Origin of the sequence: Streptomyces sp. NPDC001544, assembly GCF_042894285.1 — a bacterium.
Classification (GTDB): Bacteria; Actinomycetota; Actinomycetes; order Streptomycetales; family Streptomycetaceae; genus Streptomyces.
In genome coordinates this window covers 155,642-173,568 of sequence record NZ_JBIAVN010000018.1, presented here as the reverse complement: position 1 = coordinate 173,568, position 17,927 = coordinate 155,642, and the positions used below count along the sequence as shown (strand labels likewise).

Below are 17,927 nucleotides of genomic sequence, written 5' to 3'. Positions count from 1 at the left end.
GGCGGGGGGGGGGGGGGGGTGGTGGGGGGGGGGGGGGGGGGGGTTGCGGGGGGGGGGGGGGGCCCCGGGGGGGGGGGGGGGGCGGGGGGGGGGGGGGCCCCCCGGGCGGGGGCCCCCACCCCGCTGCTGATCGTGCCGTGGCGGAGAGGCCGCCGTCAGTCCTTGACCGGGGCGCCGACCATGTCGTCCCCCGCTCCGGCGGGTGCCGGGACCGCGGCCATCGCCCCGTCGCCGTCGGTGTTGATCCGCTCCAGGACGGCCAGGCGTTCCGGGGTGTCCTCGGGCTTCAGGTAGCCGACGAGGATGTACAGGACCAGGGAGACGGCCAGCGGGACCGAGACCTGGTACTGCAGCGGGACGCCGCCGTCGACGTTCCAGTTGATCGGGTAGTTGACCAGCCAGAAGGCCAGCAGACCCATCGACCAGCTGGTGAGCGCGGCCGTCGGGCCGGAGCGGCGGAAGGGGCGCAGCAGGCCCAGCATCATCGGGATCGCGATCGGGCCCATCAGACCGGCGACCCACTTGATGACGACGGTGATGATGTCCTTGAAGGCGGGGGAGTTGACCTGGGTCGCCACCGCCATGGACAGGCCGAGGAAGACCACCGTGGTGACACGGGCCGCGATCAGCCCCGACCGTTCGCCCCACGCCCGGGCCCGCGGCGACACCACCGGTGCGACGTCCCGCGTGAAGACGGCGGCGATCGCGTTGGCGTCGGAGGAGCACATGGCCATGGTGTGGGAGAAGAAGCCGACGATGACCAGGCCGAGCAGGCCGTGCGGCAGGAGCTGTTCGGTCATCAGGCCGTAGGAGTCGGAACCGTCCGGCTTCTTGGCGTGCACGAGGAGCGGTGACATCCACATCGGGAAGAAGAGGACGACCGGCCAGACCAGCCAGAGCACCGCCGACAGACGCGCCGAGCGTTCCGCCTCGCGTGCGCTGCCCGTCGCCATGTAGCGCTGGGCCTGGTTGAGCATGCCGCCGTTGTACTCGAACAGTTTGATGAAGAGGAAGGCGAGCAGGAAGACGGTTCCGTACGGGCCGGTCAGGCCCTTGCCGTGGCCGTGCAGGGCGGGCTGGTCCCAGGCGTCGAAGAAGCCGATGCCCTTGTCGTTCAGCTTCAGCACGACCGCGACGAACATGGAGACGCCGGCCAGCAACTGGATGACGAACTGGCCGAGTTCGGTCAGCGCGTCCGCCCACAGGCCGCCGATCGTGCAGTAGACGGCGGTGATCGCGCCGGTGATGAGGATGCCCTGGTTCAGGGTCACCCCGGTGAAGACGGACAGCAGGGTCGCGATCGCGGCCCACTTCGCGCCCACGTCGACGATCTTCAGCAGCATGCCGGACCAGGCCAGGGCCTGCTGGGTCTTCAGGTCGTACCGGTTCTTCAGGTACTCCAGCGGAGAGGCCACCCGCAGCCGGGACCGCAGCCGGTTGATGCGCGGGGCGAACACCTTGGAGCCGATCGCGATACCGAGGGCGATCGGGAAGGACCAGGTGACGAAGGACGTGACGCCGTAGGTGTACGCGATGCCCGCGTACCCGGTGAACAACACCGCGCTGTAGCCCGACATGTGGTGCGAGATGCCGGAGAGCCACCACGGCATCTTGCCGCCTGCCGTGAAGAAGTCGCTGACGTTGTCCACCCGCTTGTGCGACCAGACGCCGATCGCGACCATCACGCCGAAGTAGCCGATGAGCACGACCCAGTCGAGACTGTTCATGCGCCCCCCTTCCAGGGTCCGCCTTGTGAACTCCGCTCAGCTGGCCGGCACTTCGCATAAGCGGAGCGTGGACGGGGAAGGCCGCGAAGTGCCCGCTCATCGTGGGTGGGGTTACGCGGGCACGACAAGCGAGCGTAGGGTCAAGAGCGGGTAAAAATGTTCGCCTCGTTGACCTGAGTTCACTTATATGAACAACCCAAGTGGCTGGAAATAGGGGGGGGTCAGCGCATCAGCTCCCCGGCGTTGACCAGCAGCGACTGCCCGGTGATCGCCCTCGCCCGGCTGGACGCCAGGAAGACTGCCGCGTCGGCCACGTCGCCGTCCGTCGCCAGGTCCGGCAGGGCCATGCGTCCGGTGAGCCGCCCCAGGACCTCGGCCTCCGGCACGCCCTCCGTATGGGCGGTGAACTGCACGTACGCCTGGACGGGCGGACCCCACATCCACCCCGGCAGCACGGTGTTGACCCGGATGCGGTGCGGGCCGAGCTCACGCGCCAGGGAGTACATCGCACTGGTCAGGGCGCCCTTGGACGCCGCGTACGCCGCCTGCGCGACCTGCGTGGGCGCGGCCACCGCCGACTGCGTGCCGATGAACACCACCGATCCGCCGCCCCCCTCCTTCAGGCCCGGCAGGCACGCCCTTGTCATCCGCAGCGTGCCCAGCAGGTTCACGTCGATGACCGACTGCCAGGTCGTGAAGTCGGCGTCCTCAAGCCCTCCGAAGTACGAGTCCCAGGCGGCCACATGGACCACCGCGTCCACCCCGCCGAACCTCTCCCGCGCCAGCCCCGCCAGCGCCTCGCACTGCCCCTCGTCGGTGATGTCGGTCGCCCGGTAGGCCGTCCGGATCCCCTCCGGGTCGATCTCGGCCGCGCTCTTGGCGAGGTTCGCCTCGGTGCGGGCACCGAGCACCGCATTCCCGCCGTCCCGTACGACGGCCGCCGCCACCTGATGGCCGAGCCCGGCCCCGACGCCCGACACGACGACCGTCTTGCCCTCGAGCAGTGACATCCGGGCCTCCGGGGGATGGCGATTTATCTGACGGAGCGTCAGAGTATGGGCGTCCGGCGGAGGACGGAAGAGGAAGGAAGGGGAACGGCATGAGCGAGGACACCCGCAGCGACACGTACGCCGAACTGGCCGCCCTGGGCCCCTACGGGGTACACCCCGGCCACGCCCTGATCACCATGGTCGAACCGCATCCGGGCCACGAGTACGCGTACAACCGCTGGTACGAGGACGACCACTACTACGCCGGCGCGATGGCCATGCCCTGGATGTACGCGGGCCGCCGCTGGGTCGCCACCCGGGACCTCCAGCTCCTGCGCTACCCGGAGAAGTCCGCCGTGGCCCAGCCGGTCACCGCGGGCTGCTACCTCTCCACCTACTGGGTCACCGACGGCCGCTACGACGACCACATGAAGTGGACCGTCGCCATCAACAAGCGCCTGGGCCGCGACGCGCGCGTCTACCACGACCGCACCCACGTCTTCACGGCGTTCCAGGACCACGAGGCGACCGTCTACCGGGACGGCGCGGCCGGGCCCCGCGACTTCCACGCACTCGACCACCCCTACGCGGGCCTGGTCCTGGAGGTCGTCGACGCCGACAGCGCCGGGCAGCGCGCCGAACTGCTGGAGTGGCTGCGCTCCCGCCACCTGCCCAGGCGCGTCGCGGGCTCCCCGGCCGCCCTGGTGACCGTCTTCCGGCCCACCCCGCTGCCCGGCGACCGCATGACGTACGTCAAGCAGGTCGAGGGCGTCGACACCCGGCTGACCCTGCTGTGGTTCCTGCAGGCGGACCCGCGGGAGTGCTGGGAGCGGTACTTCACCGGCCTGGACGAGCAGGTGGACGAGTCGGGGCTGGGCAGGGTGGAACTGGTGGCCCCGTTCATCCCCACGGTGCCGGGCACGGACACCTACGTCGACAGGCTCCGCTGAACGTCAGGGGCTCAGGGGATCAGTGCCTCAGGGGCTCAGGGCTTCTTCAGCACGTCCGGGCACGGCGTCCCCCTGGGCAGCTGGTACGGCGCCGCCAGCCGGTACGTCCCCGCCTTCGGGGCGAGCAGCACCGTCCACTTGTCGCCCTTGGCGTCCTCCGGCGTCTCGAACAGGCAGCCGTTGACGTTGTCGTACGTCTTGGGCGCGCCGTCGGCCCGCTCCTTGGAGGCCTTGGTCTCCTGCGGCGGCTTCAGGCTCTTGCCGTGCTCGTCGACGATGCTCAGCCACGGCGAGTAGGGGATGCGGATGAGGATACGGCCGGCCTTGCGGACCTCGAGCGTCATCTCGCCCTGCTCCGCCCGGTCGACGACCGCGTTCGGCTCGGCGAGCGGCGTCGGGTCGGTCACCTTGAACAACTGCCAGTCGGCGTCGCCCCAGATCTGCGTCAGGTACGGCATACCGCGCTGCACCAGGGCCCGCTCCCGCTCCCCGCCGGTGACGTCCGGATCGTCCTTGGGCAGGACGACGAAGTGGACGGCCCAGCGCTGGAGCCACTCGTGGTAGTTCGCCGAGTTGAGGGTGCCGTCGTAGAACAGCGCGTTGCGCTCCATGTCGGCCTGGCGGAGCCAGCCCCGGGCCAGGTTGACGTACGGTGCGAGCGCGGAGGCCTCGCGGTGCGAGCGGGCCGGGACCACCTCGACACGGCCCTTCTCGGCGCCGACCTTCTGCAGTTCGTGGACGAGCGGGGCGAGCTCGCGCGCCCAGGCCGCGTCCGGGGTCGTGTGGATGATGTCGTCGACCGACTTGTAGCCGATCCAGCCGACGAAGCCGAGGAACGCCAGCACCGTCGTGTACCACTTGCGCGAGCGCGGCACCGTGAACGGCAGCGCCGCGATCAGTGCCACCCCGGCGAACAGCATCGGCAACCGCGAGATGTTCGACCCGATCTGCGAGCTGAACAGCCAGACCAGCACCACCGCGAGGCTGAAGACGGCGGCGGTCAGCCGTACGGTCTTCCACTCCTTGGGGACGAGGAACAGGCAGAGCAGCCCGTACAGCAGCGGCATGACGACCGAGCCGATCGTCATCGGCTGGGTGCCGGAGAAGGGGAACAGCAACGTCGACACGGCGACCACCGCCGACGGCGCGAGCCCCAGCGCCCAGGCGCCCGGCCGCCGCTTCTGCAGGAACAGTGCCGCCGCGACCAGGCCCAGGAACAGGCCCGCGACCGGCGACGACATGGTCGCGAGCGCGGCGAGGGAGGCCGCGACCGCCGCCTTCGCCCCGCGTTTGTGACGCCAGCGGTGCGGCCAGCAGAACACGGCCGCGACCGCGCCGAGCGCGAACACCGTGCCGAGGCCGAAGGTGACCCGGCCGGAGATCGCGTTGCAGACCAGGGCGAACACGCCGGCCGACGCGGCCCACAGCGGGTTGCGCACCACCCGGCTGCGGATGAGGATCACCGTCAGCAGGCCCGCCGACACCGTTCCCGCGATCATCATCGTGGTACGGACGCCGAGCACCGACATCAGGTACGGCGACACCACGCTGTACGACACCGGGTGCATACCGCCGTACCAGGCGAGGTTGTACGCCGAGTCCGGGTGCCGGCCGACGAACTCCGCCCACGCGTCCTGGGCCGCGAGGTCGCCGCCACTGTTGGCGAACGTGAAGAACCAGACGACGTGCAGCACCGCGGCGAGCGCGGTCATGGACAGGGCGGGGTGCAGCAGCAGCCGCTGCCGGAGCGCTTCAGCGGCGGCGCGCAGCCGGTCCCGGCGGCCGGCCGGACCCTCCGTGGGTCCGTCGGCCGTGGACAGGCGTATTCGCCGGCCGGTTCCCGGGCCCGGATCGGCGTCGTCGGCGCGTGTCGGCTCCGCAGTGGCCACCTGAAGGCACTCCCCGTGTCCCGTCTTCTGTTCTCGGCCGCGTTGCACGGTGTTCCTGGCCGCTTCCTGTCCGGTTCGTTGCCGCGTCCCCTCGACCGGCGAACCGCCCCGTTTCGTGACGCTAGCACGCACCCCGCCGCGGGGCTTCGTCGGCGGGGTGCGAGGGTGGCGAACGACGTGCCCCGGGTCAGCCGAGGCGGGTCAGCTTGCTGCCGAGGCCCGGCTCGCGGAGCTGCTTCTGCAGGGCCACCGGAACCTTCACCGCGCCGCTCTTGCCGTCACCCACGGTGAGCGAGCCCACCGTGGTGCCGGCCTTCGCGGTGTGCGGCACGTCGCCGGCCTCGAAGGACAGCTTGGCCTTCAGTCCGGCCCAGCCGACCGCGGTGACGTCCTTGGTGACGACGACCGGGGTGTGGCCGCCGAGACCGTCGTCCACATAGCCGACGACGTCACCCTTCTTCAGGATCTGCGCCGAGGTCAGCGCGCCCTTCGCGGCGGTCAGCGCGGTCTTGCTGACCGCGTTGACCGTTTCGAGGATCTTCGGCTTGTGCTGGCCGAGGATCGCGCCGACGACGGTGACCGTCTCGCCGCCGACCTCCCTGCGCGCGGCGAAGAGCAGGTTGCCGCCGGCCGCGGTGGTGCTGCCGGTCTTGATGCCGATCGCACCCATGACGTAGGGGAGCGTGTTGGGGTTCGGCCAGTTCTTACCGGTCGGGTCGTCCCAGCTGGCCGCGCTGGTGATGGCCACGAGGGCCGGGTTCTTCACGACCGCGTTGCCGAGCTTCACCTGGTCCTCGGCGGTGGAGACCGTGGTCTCCTTCAGCCCCGAGGGGTCGGTGTACGTGGTGTGCGTCATGCCGAGCTTCTTGGCGGTGGCGTTCATCTTCTTGACGAACGCCGCCTCGGAGCCCGCGTCCCAACGGGCCAGCAGGCGCGCGATGTTGTTGGCGGACGGAATCATGACGGCCGAGAGCGCCTGCTTCTCGGTGAGCTTGTTGCCCTCCTTCACCGTGTCGAGGGTGGACTCGCCCTGCTTGTTGTAGCCGCCCTCCTTCTCGGCGGTGGCGTCGACCCTGATGGAGGGGCCCTCGGCGCCCGGCTTCAGCGGGTGCTCCTTGAGGATGATGTACGAGGTCATCGTCTTGGCGACGGAGCCGATGGCGACGGGCGTCTGCTTGCCGAAGCCGCCCATCGTGCCGATGCCGTCGACGTCCATCCAGCCCTGTCCCTCGGACGGCCAGGGCAGGGCGAGCTTGCCGCCCTTGAACTGGTACGAGTCCTCGGCCGTCAGGGCCAGGGTGGGGGCGGGCAGCGGGCGCATGGCCTGTACGACCGCAAACACGATCGCCAGGAGCAGGACCAGCGGGGTCCAGATCTTGACCCGGCGCACGAGCGCGCGGACCGGGGTCTCCGGCGGCGGGGGCGTGTTCGTCAGCTCGGCCAGCAGGTCCAGCGGCGGCTTGGGCGGGAGCGGCTGCTGGGTGGTGCGCTCGGGGCCGAGCTGGGGGACGGGGGTGGTGGCGTCCGCGGGGGCCGTCTCGGCGGTGGGCTTGCCGGTGGGCTTGGCGGCGGGTTTGCCGGTGGGCTTCCGGGTGGACGGGTCGTCGAGGGGCTTGAGCGCGACGAACTTGCTGGTGCGCTCGGCCTCCGGCACGGGGGTCTCGGACGCGGTGGGCTTGCCGCCCAGCTTCAGCATGGTCGTGGGCTGGTCGACCCGCGGCTTGGGCTTGGGGGCCTTGAAGACGGCGGTGGGCTGGTCCACGGCCTCGGCTTCGCCTTCGGCCTTCTTGTTCCCACCCGCACCACCCGTGCGGCTTTCGTCGTCGGCTGCGGGTGGCCCATCCGGGGCTGAATCGCCGTCGGCGGCAGACGGCTCGGCCGTGGCGCCCGGCTCCGCCTTCGCGTCCGGCTTCGGCTTCGCGTCCGCGCTCGGCTTCGGCTCGGCGTCCGGCTTCGCGTCTGTGTCCGGCTTCGCGTCTGCGTTCGCGTCCGCGTCCGGTTTTGCGTCCGCGTCCGGCTTCGCCTCGGCTTCCGGCTTCGGCTTCGCGTCCGCTTTGTTCGCGTCCGCTTTGGCCGCTGCGTCAGTCTTCGTGCCGGTCTTCGTGTCGGCATCCGGGGTGGTCTCGTCGCCCGGCTTCGCGTCGGCCTTCGGGGCCGCCTCCGCCTTCCGCTCGGTGTCGGCGGCCTTCGGCTCCTTCGGGGCAGGGACGGCGTCCTGGGGCTCGTCGGCGGCCTTCGGCTCGTCCGCGTCCGTGGAGACGTCCTTGGGCTCGGCGTCGGGGCGCTTGTCGGCGGCCTCGGGCTCGTCCAGGGCTGGGACGGCGTCCTTGGGCTCCTCAGCGTCCGGGACGGCGTCCTGGGGCTCGTCGGCGGCCTCGGGCTCGTCCGGGGCAGGGACGGCGTCCCGGGGCTCGTCCGCGTCCGTGGAGACGTCCTTGGGCTCGGCGTCGGGGCGCTTGTCGGCGGCCTCGGGCTCGTCCAGGGCTGGGACGGCGTCCTTGGGCTCCTCAGCGTCCGGGACGGCGTCCTTGGGCTCCTCAGCGTCCGGGACGGCGTCCTTGGGCTCCTCGGTGTCCGGGACCGCGTCCTCCGGCTCCTCCGTCGCGTCGCTCGCGGCACCCTCGCTCGCGGTGCCCTCGGCCGCGGCGTCCGCCGGCGGGGTGTCGTCGGCGTTCTCCGCCTCCGGGGAGTCCCCGGTCGCCTGCTCCTTGCCGGACGAGTCTCCCGACCGTACCCACGCGGCCACGGCCTCACGCAGGCGGGAGTCGTCCTGGGGGGCGGAGTCCTTGGCGTCGTCCTCGGAGTCGTCCTTGGCGGAGCCCTCGGCGTCGGGAGTCAGGTCCCGGGTCGACAGGACCCTGGTGGCCGTGTCCACGCCGCCGCGCTCCTCGGACTTCCGGGACACCGCGAGCCGCGGATCGCGGGCCTCGGGAACCGGGCCCCCGCTCCCCGACGTCGATTCGACCGACGACTCGCGCTGCTTCGACCTGTCGGGGGACTCGCCCGCCACCGATGCCTCCTCATGTGCCGCACTTTCGTTGTGCGCCTTCATAACCGACCGCCGTACGACGATCGGCCACCGACCCGGACAACGCCTCCCCCGCCACTGTCCGAACCATGTACCAGTGTCCTGTGTGTGGGCTTGTCCCCTGCGGTAGACGAGAACGACATACCTACCGGTTCCCTCACGAACCGGTCACGCGCTCTCGACAGACCAATGTGAGAGGGGTCACCCTGTCATTCATCCACGCGGGGAGGCATGGATGGGCAGGAGCCGCAGAACACTTCCGGAGGAGCTTCTGTTGCTGGCACTGGACCCGACCACGGGTACCACTGCACAGCCGCAGTCGCTCGATCTCGGTCTGGCCGGAGCACAGCTAGTGGAGCTGGCGCTGGCCGGACGGATAGCCCCAGACGGGGATCGTATCGCCGTGGTGGTACCACGGCCGACAGGAGATCCAACACTGGACTGCGCGTTGGAGTTGCTGCGAAGGCGCGGCGCTCCGGTACGGGCCGTCCACTGGATCGGCGGACCCCGTCTGGGGCTCCGCCAGGTCTACCTCTCGCATCTGGAGCGGTGCGGCATGGTCGCCGCCGTGCCGGGTCAGATGTGCGGGGTGCTGCCGACGACTCGCTACCAGGCGACGGACAACGACATCAGCCGGGAGATCCGTGCCCGGCTGGACTCCGCGATCCGCACCGGCGTACCGCCGGACCCGCGGACCGCGGCGCTCGCCGCACTGGCGCACGCGGTCGGCCTCGGCAAGCACCTGTACCCGGGCAACGAGGGACGTTCCTCGAGGTCCCGGCTCAGGGATCTGATCAGGCACGACCCGATGGGCGGTCTCGTCGCGCACGCCGTGATGGACGTCCAGAACGGCGCCGTGGCACAGCCGCGCCGCAGCCCGGCCCCGGCCGGCCGCCAGGCCGGGCCAGGAGCCAGGTCCGCGCCGGAACCCGCCCGTGGCGTTCCGATGCAGCCGCACCGCGGATCCATGGCACGCGTCGTGGCCCACTGAGCCGCGGTCACGGCGCACACGCACCACAGCACAGCCACAGCACAGCCGCACCGCCGTCCCCAGACCCGGTTCGGGAGCCGCTGGTTCGAGCGGGGTGGTGAGACCTCTGGAGGCCTCACCACCCCGCTCGACCGCTTGTCCGCCCGTTTCTTTGCCCGAACTGACGCGTACGCGCCGCATATCCACCGTTTCCCAGCGGTAGGAAGCCCCTTGGTGGCAATCTGCTCAACAGCAGATACGCAAAGTGGTAGGTAAAGGCAGTCAGCCGGAGGTGCACGTCTCGTGGCGTCCAATGTCAATCCCACCGTCAGGCGGCGCCGGCTGGGCCAGGAGCTGCGCAGGCTCCGCGAGCTCAAGGGCATGACGGCCGAGGAGGTGGCGGAGAGACTGCTGGTGTCGCAGTCGAAGATCAGCCGCCTGGAGAACGGCCGGCGCAGCATCAGCCAGCGCGACGTCCGTGACCTGTGCGGGGTGTACGAGGTCGAGGACCAGCGGATCGTCGACTCCCTGATGGAGATGGCCCGCGACTCCCGGCAGCAGGGCTGGTGGCACGCGTTCGGTGACATCCCGTACAGCGTCTACATCGGTCTGGAGACCGACGCCGAGTCGCTGCGCGTGTACGAACCCCAGTTGGTGACCGGTCTGTTGCAGACCCGGGCGTACGCCGAGGCGCTGGTGCAGGGGGCGTTGCCGGAGACCTCGACGGCGGACATCGACAAACGCGTACAGGTGCGGCTGCGGCGACAGGAACGTATCACCGCCGAGAACAACCCGCTCCGGCTGTGGGTGGTGCTCGACGAGGCCGCGCTGCGCAGGGTCGTGGGCAGCAGGCTGGTGATGCGGGAGCAGTTGGAGTACCTCATCGAGATGTCCCAGCTGCCGCACGTCACCGTGCAGGTGCTGCCGTTCGAGGTGGGCGCGCATCCCGGGCTCAACGGGCAGTACGCGATCCTGGAGTTCGCCGACGCGGCCGACTCCAGCGTGGTGTATCTCGAGGGCGTCACCAGCGACCTGTATCTGGAGAAGGCGCAGGACGTGCAGAAGTACGCCGTGATGTACGAGCATTTGCGGGCGCAGTCCCTGAATGTGGAGCAATCCCGCCAGTTCATCGCCGATGCGGCGAAAGACTACGCTCGCTGACCCCCCGGACACAGAGGGCGCGGATTTTAGACCGATGTGACATCTCAATGTAAGTCTCTATTGCAATATGCCATCCGGATGAGTGAACGAGTACGCCGGGAGGACCTGTTGCCGAGTAGCGTCGATCACGCCAACCGGTCGACACGGTTGGCGTGAATCGCACTACAGAGCAATTGCAACAGGAGTGGACATGGCACTGCTTCAGGGCGCCACGGAGACGTGGACGAAGTCCTCCTATTCCGCAGGGAACGGGGCGTGCGTCGAGGTCAAGTCGCCCGCGACCGTGGAACTGGTCGTTCGCGACTCCAAGGTCCACGAGGGCCCCACCCTGGCCTTCCCCGCCCTCGCCTGGAACGCCTTCGTGGCCTCGGTCAAGGCGTAGGGGGATTCCCTGACCCACACCGCCCGCCAGGCCCCGACGACCACAACTCCACAAGCACGAACCCAGAGCCCTCTCGACCAGCCCGCCGTCCTTGCCGAGGGGGCTCTCCCTTGCCGAGGGGGCTCGCCCTCGCCGTCACCTCACCGGGAACGCCACATCACACACCGCGTCCCCCGGCCCCGCCGCGTCCCAGTCGGCGAAGTACACCTCACGGCAGGGGCCCGCGGGTTCGAGGCCCCGCCCCGCCATCCACTCCTCCACCGCCTCGAACGCGGCGAGGATCTGAGGGTGCGCCACCTGCGCCTTGGTGATCCGGGTGAACGCCAGCCGCCGGGCCGGCTCCACCCGTACCGCCGTCTCCCACGCCCGGCCCCGCCGCGCGGCCCACTCCCGGGCCGCCGCCGCGTCCGCCACGGGAACACAGGACTCCGCGGGACCGTCGCTCTCCATGGACACCTCGGAGTGGTACACCACGAACGGTGCCGCCACGACGCCCCCGCACTCCCGGGCCGCCTCCTCCAGCCGCCCCAGCGACGCCCCGATCCACGCCGGCAACTCGTCCGCCAGCGTGTGCCGCTTCTCGGTGATCACCACCTGCTCGGGCACGTCGACCGTCTCGACCACGAACCTGCCGTACATCTCGGAGCTCCTCCCCGACAGCCGTCCACGGAGGTACTCGGCGAGCGTCCGCTGCCCCGCCACCCGCGCCTCGACGCCCGCCCAGTACACGGCGAGCAGCCCGGCCGCCTCGGCCCGGTCCGCCTCGACCACCTCGGCGATCCGGGCGAGCGGCATGTCCAGCTGCCGCAACAGCGCCACCAGCCGGGCCCGCTCGGTCTGCTCGGCCCGGTAGTAGCGGTAGCCGCTGGCCTCGTCGACGTGCGCCGGGGACAGCAGCCCGAGGCGGTCGTAGAGCCGCAGCGCCTTGGCCGACAGCCGCGCCCGCGCCGCGAACGCGCCGATGGTGAGCAGTTCGTCGTCCACGCGAGCATCCTCCGTCACCGGGCGGGTCCTTTCCGCCCGGTGACAGGACGCTCACCCTTGCCCCAGGGGCAAGGTCAACCCGCGACCTGGGCCAGCTGGCCCTCGATCGCCGACACGACCTCGGCCGCCTCCGGCTCGGTCTGCGGCGAGAACCGGGCGACGACCCGGCCGTCCCGCCCGACGAGGAACTTCTCGAAGTTCCAGCGGATGTCCCCGCTGTGCCCCTCGGCGTCGGCGAAGCCGGTCAGACGGTCGTACAGCGGGTGCCGTCCCTCGCCGTTCACCTCGACCTTCTCGGTCAGCGGGAAGGTGACGCCGTACGTCGCGGAGCAGAACTCGGCGATCTCCTCGGCGCTGCCGGGCTCCTGCCCGAGGAACTGGTTGCACGGCACCCCGAGCACGGTGAAGCCCCGCTCGGCGTACCGCTCCTGGAGGCGCTCGAGCCCGGAGTACTGCGGGGTCAGCCCGCACTTGGAGGCCACGTTCACGATGAGCACGGCCTTGCCCGCGTACTGCGAGAGGTCCGCGGAACCGCCCTGGAGGGCGCCGATCTCGGTGTCCAGTACGGAACCGGTGTGGTCAGTAGTCGTCATGGGCGAAGGCTAGCCCCGCCGGCCTCCCGCGGATCCCGCGCCCCCGCGGCATCCATCAGCACCTCCCCGGCGGCCGTCCGCGCGTACAGCACCGAGCGTCCCGCCCGCCGCCGCCGCACCAGCCCCGCCTCCAGCAGCACCTTCAGATGCCGGCCCACCGACCCGAGCCCCTGCCCGGTCACGGCGGTGAGCTGGGTCGTCGACATGGGGGAGTCGAGCAGCACCAGCACCCCGGCCCGGGCGGCCCCCAGCAGGGCGCCCAGCGCCGTGGGCACGGCCCGGCCGTCCCGGTCGGCGAGCACACCGTCACACGGGTAGACCAGGGCGTACCGGTCGGGCTCCTCCCAGGACACCCAGCCGGCCCTCGGGGTCACCGGTACGAAGAACAGCGCCCCGGATATCTCTCGGGGCGGGTACTCGTGGAGGTTGATCTGGAGGCGGTTGGCACCCAGCCAGCGGGTCCGGCCCGGCCGCAGCGAGTCCAGCACCTCCGCCCAGCCGCCCCGGCTCACCCGGTCCGTGCGGGCGACCACGTCGGCCTCCAGCACCCGTCGGCGCCGCTCCCAGTACGGCCGTACGGTCTCGGTCCAGACGTACTCCAGCAGCCCGGCCGCGCGGGCGGGCAGGTCGTCGCGGTCCAGGGCGTCGGGCAGCGGCCCGGCGAGCGAGACCCGCAGATGGGCGCGGGCCTCCTCCGGCCGGACGGCCCCCACCCGGGCGATGCCCTCCTCGGCGCTCTCGCCGTCCCGGGGCGTGGGGGTGAGGAAGTCGGCGATCCAGTCCCGGCCGAGCCCGGCCCGCACCAGCAGCGCGGTCACCGGGTCGGCGGCCAGCCGCTCCCGGTAGCCGGGCAGGTGGTCGCACAGCCACCGCTGCTCGCCGGGGTGCCCGCCGGTCCCTGCGTGCAGCAGTTTCAGGCTCGCGAAGGTCTCGGCGAGCGGGGAGATGACGAACCGGCTGCGGGCGAGCGTGTCCGCGTTGACCTGCCACCAGCCCATGGCACCTCCAGAGGTTTCGCGCAGGCGCGAAACAATAACGCCCATCGGCAGGCCCTCGCAGACTCCCCGCATGACTTCCCGCAGCTATCGAGACCTCTTTCGCACGCCCGAGTTCACCCCGCTCTTCCTGTCCTGCGCCGCGCAGACGGCCGCCCAGACGGTGGGCGGTCTGGCGCTCGGGACGCTGGTGTTACGGAGCACGGGTTCGCCGCTGCTGTCCGCCGTCAGCATGTTCGGGCCCTCCCTGGCCCAGGTGCTCGGCGCGTCCCTCTTCCTGTCGGGCGCGGACCGGCTGCCCCCGCGGGCAGCGCTGACGGGTATCCCCCTGCTCTTCGCGGCCTGCACGGCGCTCCTGGCGCTGCCCGGGCTGCCGGTGGCGGCGGTCTTCGCCGTCCTCCTCGTGCAGGGGCTGGTCGCCTCGCCCGGCGGGGGAGTGCGCTGGGGCCTGCTGAACGAGATCCTGGCCAAGGACGGCTATCTGCTGGGGCGTTCGGTGTTCAACATGATGAGCGGCTTCGCGCAGATCACCGGGTACGCGAGCGGTGGCGTCCTCGTGGCCGCGCTGTCCCCGCGCGTGACCCTGCTGACGTCGGCGGCCCTGTACACGGCGGCGGCCCTCGGCGCCCGCCTGGGCCTGACCCGGCGCCCGCCGCGGACCGCCGGCCGCCCCTCCGTCGCGCAGACCTGGCGCACCAACGCCCTGCTGTGGTCGTCCCGTCCGCGCCGGCTGGTCTATCTGGGCCTGTGGATCCCGAACGGCCTGGTGGTTGGCTGCGAGTCCCTGTTCGTCTCCTACGATCCCGGTGCCGCCGGCACGCTGTTCGCCTGCGCCGCGCTGGGGATGCTGGTGGGGGACGTGACCGTGGGCCGGCTGCTGCCGCCCGGGGTGCGGGCGCGGCTGGCCGTACCGCTGCTCCTGCTGCTGGCGGCGCCGTACCTGGTCTTCTTCGGCCGGCCGCCCCTGCCGCTCGCCGCGCCCCTCGCCGCCGTCGCCTCCGTCGGCTTCGGGGCGGGCCTGGTGCAGCAGGAGCGACTGGTGGCCCTGACCCCGGACGAGCTCAGCGGGCACGCCCTCGGGCTGCACTCGGCGGGCATGCTGACCATGCAGGGCGTGAGCGCGTCGCTGGCGGGCTCGGTGGCGCAACTCACCTCACCCGCCACGGCGATGACGGTCATGGCCCTCGCCTCGACCGGGGTGACGCTGACCCTGGCTACGGCTGCTCGGCGGCCGGCACGGGAGCGGCTCCGGCCGGCGGGAGCACGGGCGTGACGGGAGCCGCGGCGACCTCGGCCGCGGGGGCCTGCGGAGCCTTGGGCGCCTCGGCTGCGGGGGCCTGCGGAGTCTCGGGAGCCGCCTGGCCGGCCGGGGCCGCCGGAGCCGCGAACTGCTGGGCCGCCTTGTCGAAGTAGCGCAGCAGCTCCACCGGGAAGGGCATCACCAGCGTCGAGTTCTTCTCGGCGGCGACCTCCACGACCGTCTGCAGCAGACGCAACTGCATGGCCTCCGGGGTGTCGGACATGATCCGGGACGCGTTGGCGAGCTGCTGCGCCGCCTGGAACTCACCGTCCGCGGTGATGACCCGCGCCCGCCGCTCCCGCTCGGCCTCGGCCTGCCGGGACATGGACCGCTTCAGCGACTCCGGCAGCTGTACGTCCTTGATCTCTACGCGGTCGATGTGGACGCCCCAGCCGGCGGCCGGGCTGTCGATCATGAGCGCGAGGCCCTCGTGCAGCCGCTCCCGGTCGGAGAGCAGGTCGTCCAGGTCGCTCTTGCCGATGATGGACCGCAGGGAGGACTGGGCGACCTGCCCGACGGCGAAGACGTAGTCCTGCACCTCGATGGCGGCCCGCAGCGGGTCCGCGACCCGGAAGTAGACGACGGCGTCCACCTTCACCGACACGTTGTCCTTGGTGATGCCCTCCTGCGTGGGCACCGGCATGGCCACCACCTGCGTGTTCACCTTGCGCATCCGGTCCACGAACGGGATCAGGAACGTGACGCCCGGCTGCCGGTACTCCGGCAGCGCCTTGCCCATGCGGAACACCACGCCGCGCTCCACCTGGTTGACCACCCGCATCCCACTGCGCAGCACGGTCAGGACCAGCAGGACCACGAACACGACTGCGACGACGGTGCCTTCCATGGCACTCCATTCCTTCTGCTGACTCGGTAGTACGAGACACGGATGAGGACATCCGCAGAAGGCCGGTGGATGCGGTGCGGGGCGTCAGAAATGCGTAAAGGAATCGCGGCGGCCCCACCGCCCGCACCGCAAGCGGCGCCGCACGCAAGGCGTTCGTGAACGGCCGGGCGCGGACGGCGGTCAGCCGAGGCACACCACCAGCAGGCAGAGCTGCGGCGAGGAGGGGGTCGCGGTCGTCGGGCTCGTCCGGGGGGACGTTCCCTGGTTCGTACCGTTCACGGGGGCGGGCGCGGGCGTCTGCGGCGGGGCCGGGTCGCTGGTGCCGGTGGTCGTTCCGCTCGAGGACGAGGAGTCGTTGCCCTGCGCCGGTGCCGGAGCCGGTGCCGCCGCCGTACGGCTCGTGCGAGCCGTGTGCACCGTATAGGCGGTGGCGGGCCGGTGCGCGGAGGGCGGCGCGGCGTCCACCTGCGTGCTCGGCGGAGTGGTGCCGGGCTGGGCGGGGACGGACCGGGTCCGCGGGAGGTCGGTCCGCGGCGTGGAGTGGTGGGTGCCGGGCCGGGGGGTGGCCGGGCGGATGTGCTGCGACGTCGGTTCCTCGACGGCCGGCGGGGTGGGGACCTCCGGCGCGGTCGAGGCCTGGGCCCGGTGGGCGGACTGCCGGTCCATCGCGGAGACGGTGAGGCCGCCTCCGACGAGGGCGACGGCGGTCGCGACCACGGCCCGGCGCTGGTTCTTCTTCCAGCGGGCCAGTTGGCGACGCCGTGCCGCCCGACCTCGCGGAGCGGGCGGTACGTCCTCAAGACCTTCGGACGGGCCGGACCGCGGCGCCTCGTCCACGGCTTCCCACGCCGCGGTGCCGGTCGCCGTCTGCGCGGCCAGGCCGGGGACCGGGTAGCCGTCGGTTGCCGTGGGCGGGATGACCGGGGCGATGTCCGGAGCGTAGGCGCCGCATCCGGGGCACATCAGGGCGCCGTTCAGATGCCGGCGGCACGACGAGCAGTAGTCCATCTGTCCACGGTCTTCCTGGGTTGACGTGCTGTCGTCCCACCGGGACGCGAATCGGTCACGTTCGCACGTGGGATCGGATGAAGAGCACGCTAACGAGTCATTCGAAAGACTGTGTGCAGTCTGTGTGATGCTCCTGCGAGGATCCCCCGGGGGTCGTCCGGCGCCTCCGCCGCCGCGGGTGAACGGTTCGGAAAGCGTTCCGGCGAGTTGCCGTGTCCTGGATCACACGCTGTGGGTTGAGTGTGGTTGCCCGTGGCTTTCCGTACCCCCGTGTGACGACCGGAGTCCGGATGCCAGGATGAGGCGCCATGACAGCTGGGTGGTGTGCCCGTACGCTACGCGCCGCGGTGTTCGCGGCGGTGTGCGTGCTGCTCGCCGCCCTGGGCCATGTGCTGATGTCCGGCCGTGACGTGCCCGTGTGGGCGCTGGTCGGCGGAGCCGCCGTGACCGGCGCCGCGGGCTGGTGTCTGGCGGGGCGTGAACGGGGGCTGCCGTCGGTCGTGGCGGTCGTGGTCGCCGCCCAGGCGGTGCTCCACGAGGCCTTCTCCCGCGCCGGGTCGGTGTCCGGCGGTTCGGGTGCCGTGGACATGAGCGGCATGGGCTCCATGGACATGGGCTCCATGGGCATGGGGTCCGCGGGCATGGGCTCCATGGACATGGCGCACATGGGCGCGAGCGGCATGGACGGGACCGGCTACTCCGACGGCGGCTCGCCGTCGCTCGGCATGCTCGCCGCCCACCTGCTCGCCGCGCTGCTGTGCGGACTGTGGTTGGCCCACGGGGAGAAGGCCGCCTTCCGGATCCTGCGGGCCGTGGCCGGACGGCTGGCGGCGCCGCTGCGTCTGCTGCTGGCGCTGCCCGCCACCCCGGACCGCCCGCGCGTCCCCCCGCGGCGCCGCCGCTCGGACCGGGCGCCGCGCGGCCTTCTCCTCGTCCATGCGATCACTTCTCGGGGGCCACCCGTGGGCCCGGCTGTCGTCTGAGACAGCTGGTTTCCCGGGGCCGTCCGTACGCGCCCCGGGCCACGGCCGTACGACCGCACCGGCGTCAGGGCGCCGCACCGGCGTAGGCCGCCTCCCCATCTCACCGGACCGTGCGCTGCGG

The 17,927-nt window shown here is 71.6% G+C and carries 15 protein-coding genes; 6 read left to right on the top strand and 9 right to left on the bottom strand.

The features are described 5' to 3' along the window. Nucleotides 1-155: 155 nt before the first annotated feature. Both ACFY0F_RS33065 and ACFY0F_RS33060 read right to left on the bottom strand, forming a co-directional pair. Nucleotides 156-1,727 carry a sodium:solute symporter family protein gene (locus ACFY0F_RS33065; RefSeq protein WP_388802672.1) on the bottom strand — a complete coding sequence of 524 codons (1,572 nt, stop codon included), beginning with the start codon at nucleotides 1,725-1,727 and terminating at the stop codon, nucleotides 156-158. 221 nt (nucleotides 1,728-1,948) lie between these two features. Then, nucleotides 1,949-2,737, bottom strand: coding sequence for an SDR family oxidoreductase (locus ACFY0F_RS33060; protein ID WP_388802669.1), 789 nt, complete (start codon nucleotides 2,735-2,737; stop codon nucleotides 1,949-1,951). Between the two features lie 89 nt (nucleotides 2,738-2,826). On the opposite strand from ACFY0F_RS33060, the gene ACFY0F_RS33055 reads away from it, so the two are divergent. Further along, nucleotides 2,827-3,666 (top strand): hypothetical protein, encoded by an 840-nt coding sequence (locus ACFY0F_RS33055; protein ID WP_388802666.1) that lies wholly within the window; start codon nucleotides 2,827-2,829, stop codon nucleotides 3,664-3,666. 35 nt (nucleotides 3,667-3,701) lie between these two features. Here ACFY0F_RS33055 and ACFY0F_RS33050 read toward each other — a convergent pair whose 3' ends face one another. Both ACFY0F_RS33050 and ACFY0F_RS33045 read right to left on the bottom strand, forming a co-directional pair. Continuing rightward, complete coding sequence (locus ACFY0F_RS33050; RefSeq protein WP_388802664.1) at nucleotides 3,702-5,555, bottom strand: MFS transporter; 1,854 nt, start codon at nucleotides 5,553-5,555, stop codon at nucleotides 3,702-3,704. Between the two features lie 187 nt (nucleotides 5,556-5,742). Beyond that, on the bottom strand, nucleotides 5,743-8,565 hold the full coding sequence (locus ACFY0F_RS33045; RefSeq protein WP_388802661.1) for a D-alanyl-D-alanine carboxypeptidase: 2,823 nt from the start codon (nucleotides 8,563-8,565) through the stop codon (nucleotides 5,743-5,745). A 253-nt stretch (nucleotides 8,566-8,818) separates the two neighbouring features. Here ACFY0F_RS33045 and ACFY0F_RS33040 point away from each other — a divergent pair, with 253 nt between their 5' ends. The 3 genes from ACFY0F_RS33040 (at nucleotide 8,819) to ACFY0F_RS33030 (ending at nucleotide 11,096) form a co-directional block, all read left to right on the top strand. Then, on the top strand, nucleotides 8,819-9,574 hold the full coding sequence (locus tag ACFY0F_RS33040; protein ID WP_388802659.1) for a GPP34 family phosphoprotein: 756 nt from the start codon (nucleotides 8,819-8,821) through the stop codon (nucleotides 9,572-9,574). A 282-nt stretch (nucleotides 9,575-9,856) separates the two neighbouring features. Further along, the gene (locus ACFY0F_RS33035; RefSeq protein ID WP_388802656.1) at nucleotides 9,857-10,714 is read left to right on the top strand and encodes a helix-turn-helix domain-containing protein; all 858 of its coding nucleotides are present in this window, start codon (nucleotides 9,857-9,859) and stop codon (nucleotides 10,712-10,714) included. Nucleotides 10,715-10,904: 190 nt separating this feature from the next. Further along, nucleotides 10,905-11,096 carry a DUF397 domain-containing protein gene (locus ACFY0F_RS33030; RefSeq protein ID WP_388802653.1) on the top strand — a complete coding sequence of 64 codons (192 nt, stop codon included), beginning with the start codon at nucleotides 10,905-10,907 and terminating at the stop codon, nucleotides 11,094-11,096. Nucleotides 11,097-11,231: 135 nt separating this feature from the next. Here the strand turns inward: ACFY0F_RS33030 and ACFY0F_RS33025 are convergent, their stop codons facing one another. Genes ACFY0F_RS33025 through ACFY0F_RS33015 form a run of 3 tightly spaced genes read right to left on the bottom strand, consistent with a single transcriptional unit; the run spans nucleotide 11,232 to nucleotide 13,671 of the window. Next, nucleotides 11,232-12,098 (bottom strand): MerR family transcriptional regulator, encoded by an 867-nt coding sequence (locus ACFY0F_RS33025; protein WP_388802650.1) that lies wholly within the window; start codon nucleotides 12,096-12,098, stop codon nucleotides 11,232-11,234. 56 nt (nucleotides 12,099-12,154) lie between these two features. Beyond that, nucleotides 12,155-12,673, bottom strand: coding sequence for a glutathione peroxidase (locus ACFY0F_RS33020; RefSeq protein ID WP_388802647.1), 519 nt, complete (start codon nucleotides 12,671-12,673; stop codon nucleotides 12,155-12,157). After that, nucleotides 12,670-13,671, bottom strand: coding sequence for an ArsR/SmtB family transcription factor (locus ACFY0F_RS33015; RefSeq protein WP_388802644.1), 1,002 nt, complete (start codon nucleotides 13,669-13,671; stop codon nucleotides 12,670-12,672). Before ACFY0F_RS33015 ends, ACFY0F_RS33020 begins: the two co-directional genes overlap by 4 nt. A gap of 70 nt (nucleotides 13,672-13,741) precedes the next feature. Between ACFY0F_RS33015 and ACFY0F_RS33010 the strand changes: the two genes are divergently transcribed. After that, complete coding sequence (locus ACFY0F_RS33010) at nucleotides 13,742-14,941, top strand: MFS transporter (protein WP_388802641.1); 1,200 nt, start codon at nucleotides 13,742-13,744, stop codon at nucleotides 14,939-14,941. Here ACFY0F_RS33010 and ACFY0F_RS33005 read toward each other — a convergent pair. Further along, nucleotides 14,883-15,815, bottom strand: coding sequence for a slipin family protein (locus ACFY0F_RS33005; protein WP_388802638.1), 933 nt, complete (start codon nucleotides 15,813-15,815; stop codon nucleotides 14,883-14,885). The genes ACFY0F_RS33010 and ACFY0F_RS33005 overlap by 59 nt on opposite strands. 180 nt (nucleotides 15,816-15,995) lie before the next feature. Then, nucleotides 15,996-16,823 (bottom strand): hypothetical protein, encoded by an 828-nt coding sequence (locus tag ACFY0F_RS33000; protein WP_388802635.1) that lies wholly within the window; start codon nucleotides 16,821-16,823, stop codon nucleotides 15,996-15,998. A 308-nt stretch (nucleotides 16,824-17,131) separates the two neighbouring features. Here ACFY0F_RS33000 and ACFY0F_RS32995 point away from each other — a divergent pair, with 308 nt between their 5' ends. Then, on the top strand, nucleotides 17,132-17,806 hold the full coding sequence (locus ACFY0F_RS32995) for a hypothetical protein (RefSeq protein ID WP_388802632.1): 675 nt from the start codon (nucleotides 17,132-17,134) through the stop codon (nucleotides 17,804-17,806). Nucleotides 17,807-17,927: the final 121 nt, after the last annotated feature.

Bases quoted from the DNA above. Each gene is read 5' to 3' on its own strand.
- ACFY0F_RS33005 (WP_388802638.1), bottom strand. From the start codon at position 15,815: ATGGAAGGCACCGTCGTCGCAGTCGTGTTCGTGGTCCTGCTGGTCCTG.
- ACFY0F_RS33030 (WP_388802653.1), top strand. From the start codon at position 10,905: ATGGCACTGCTTCAGGGCGCCACGGAGACGTGGACGAAGTCCTCCTAT.
- ACFY0F_RS33055 (WP_388802666.1), top strand. From the start codon at position 2,827: ATGAGCGAGGACACCCGCAGCGACACGTACGCCGAACTGGCCGCCCTG.
- ACFY0F_RS33065 (WP_388802672.1), bottom strand. From the start codon at position 1,727: ATGAACAGTCTCGACTGGGTCGTGCTCATCGGCTACTTCGGCGTGATG.
- ACFY0F_RS33015 (WP_388802644.1), bottom strand. From the start codon at position 13,671: ATGGGCTGGTGGCAGGTCAACGCGGACACGCTCGCCCGCAGCCGGTTC.
- ACFY0F_RS33010 (WP_388802641.1), top strand. From the start codon at position 13,742: ATGACTTCCCGCAGCTATCGAGACCTCTTTCGCACGCCCGAGTTCACC.
- ACFY0F_RS33020 (WP_388802647.1), bottom strand. From the start codon at position 12,673: ATGACGACTACTGACCACACCGGTTCCGTACTGGACACCGAGATCGGC.
- ACFY0F_RS33060 (WP_388802669.1), bottom strand. From the start codon at position 2,737: ATGTCACTGCTCGAGGGCAAGACGGTCGTCGTGTCGGGCGTCGGGGCC.
- ACFY0F_RS33040 (WP_388802659.1), top strand. From the start codon at position 8,819: ATGGGCAGGAGCCGCAGAACACTTCCGGAGGAGCTTCTGTTGCTGGCA.
- ACFY0F_RS32995 (WP_388802632.1), top strand. From the start codon at position 17,132: ATGACAGCTGGGTGGTGTGCCCGTACGCTACGCGCCGCGGTGTTCGCG.
- ACFY0F_RS33000 (WP_388802635.1), bottom strand. From the start codon at position 16,823: ATGGACTACTGCTCGTCGTGCCGCCGGCATCTGAACGGCGCCCTGATG.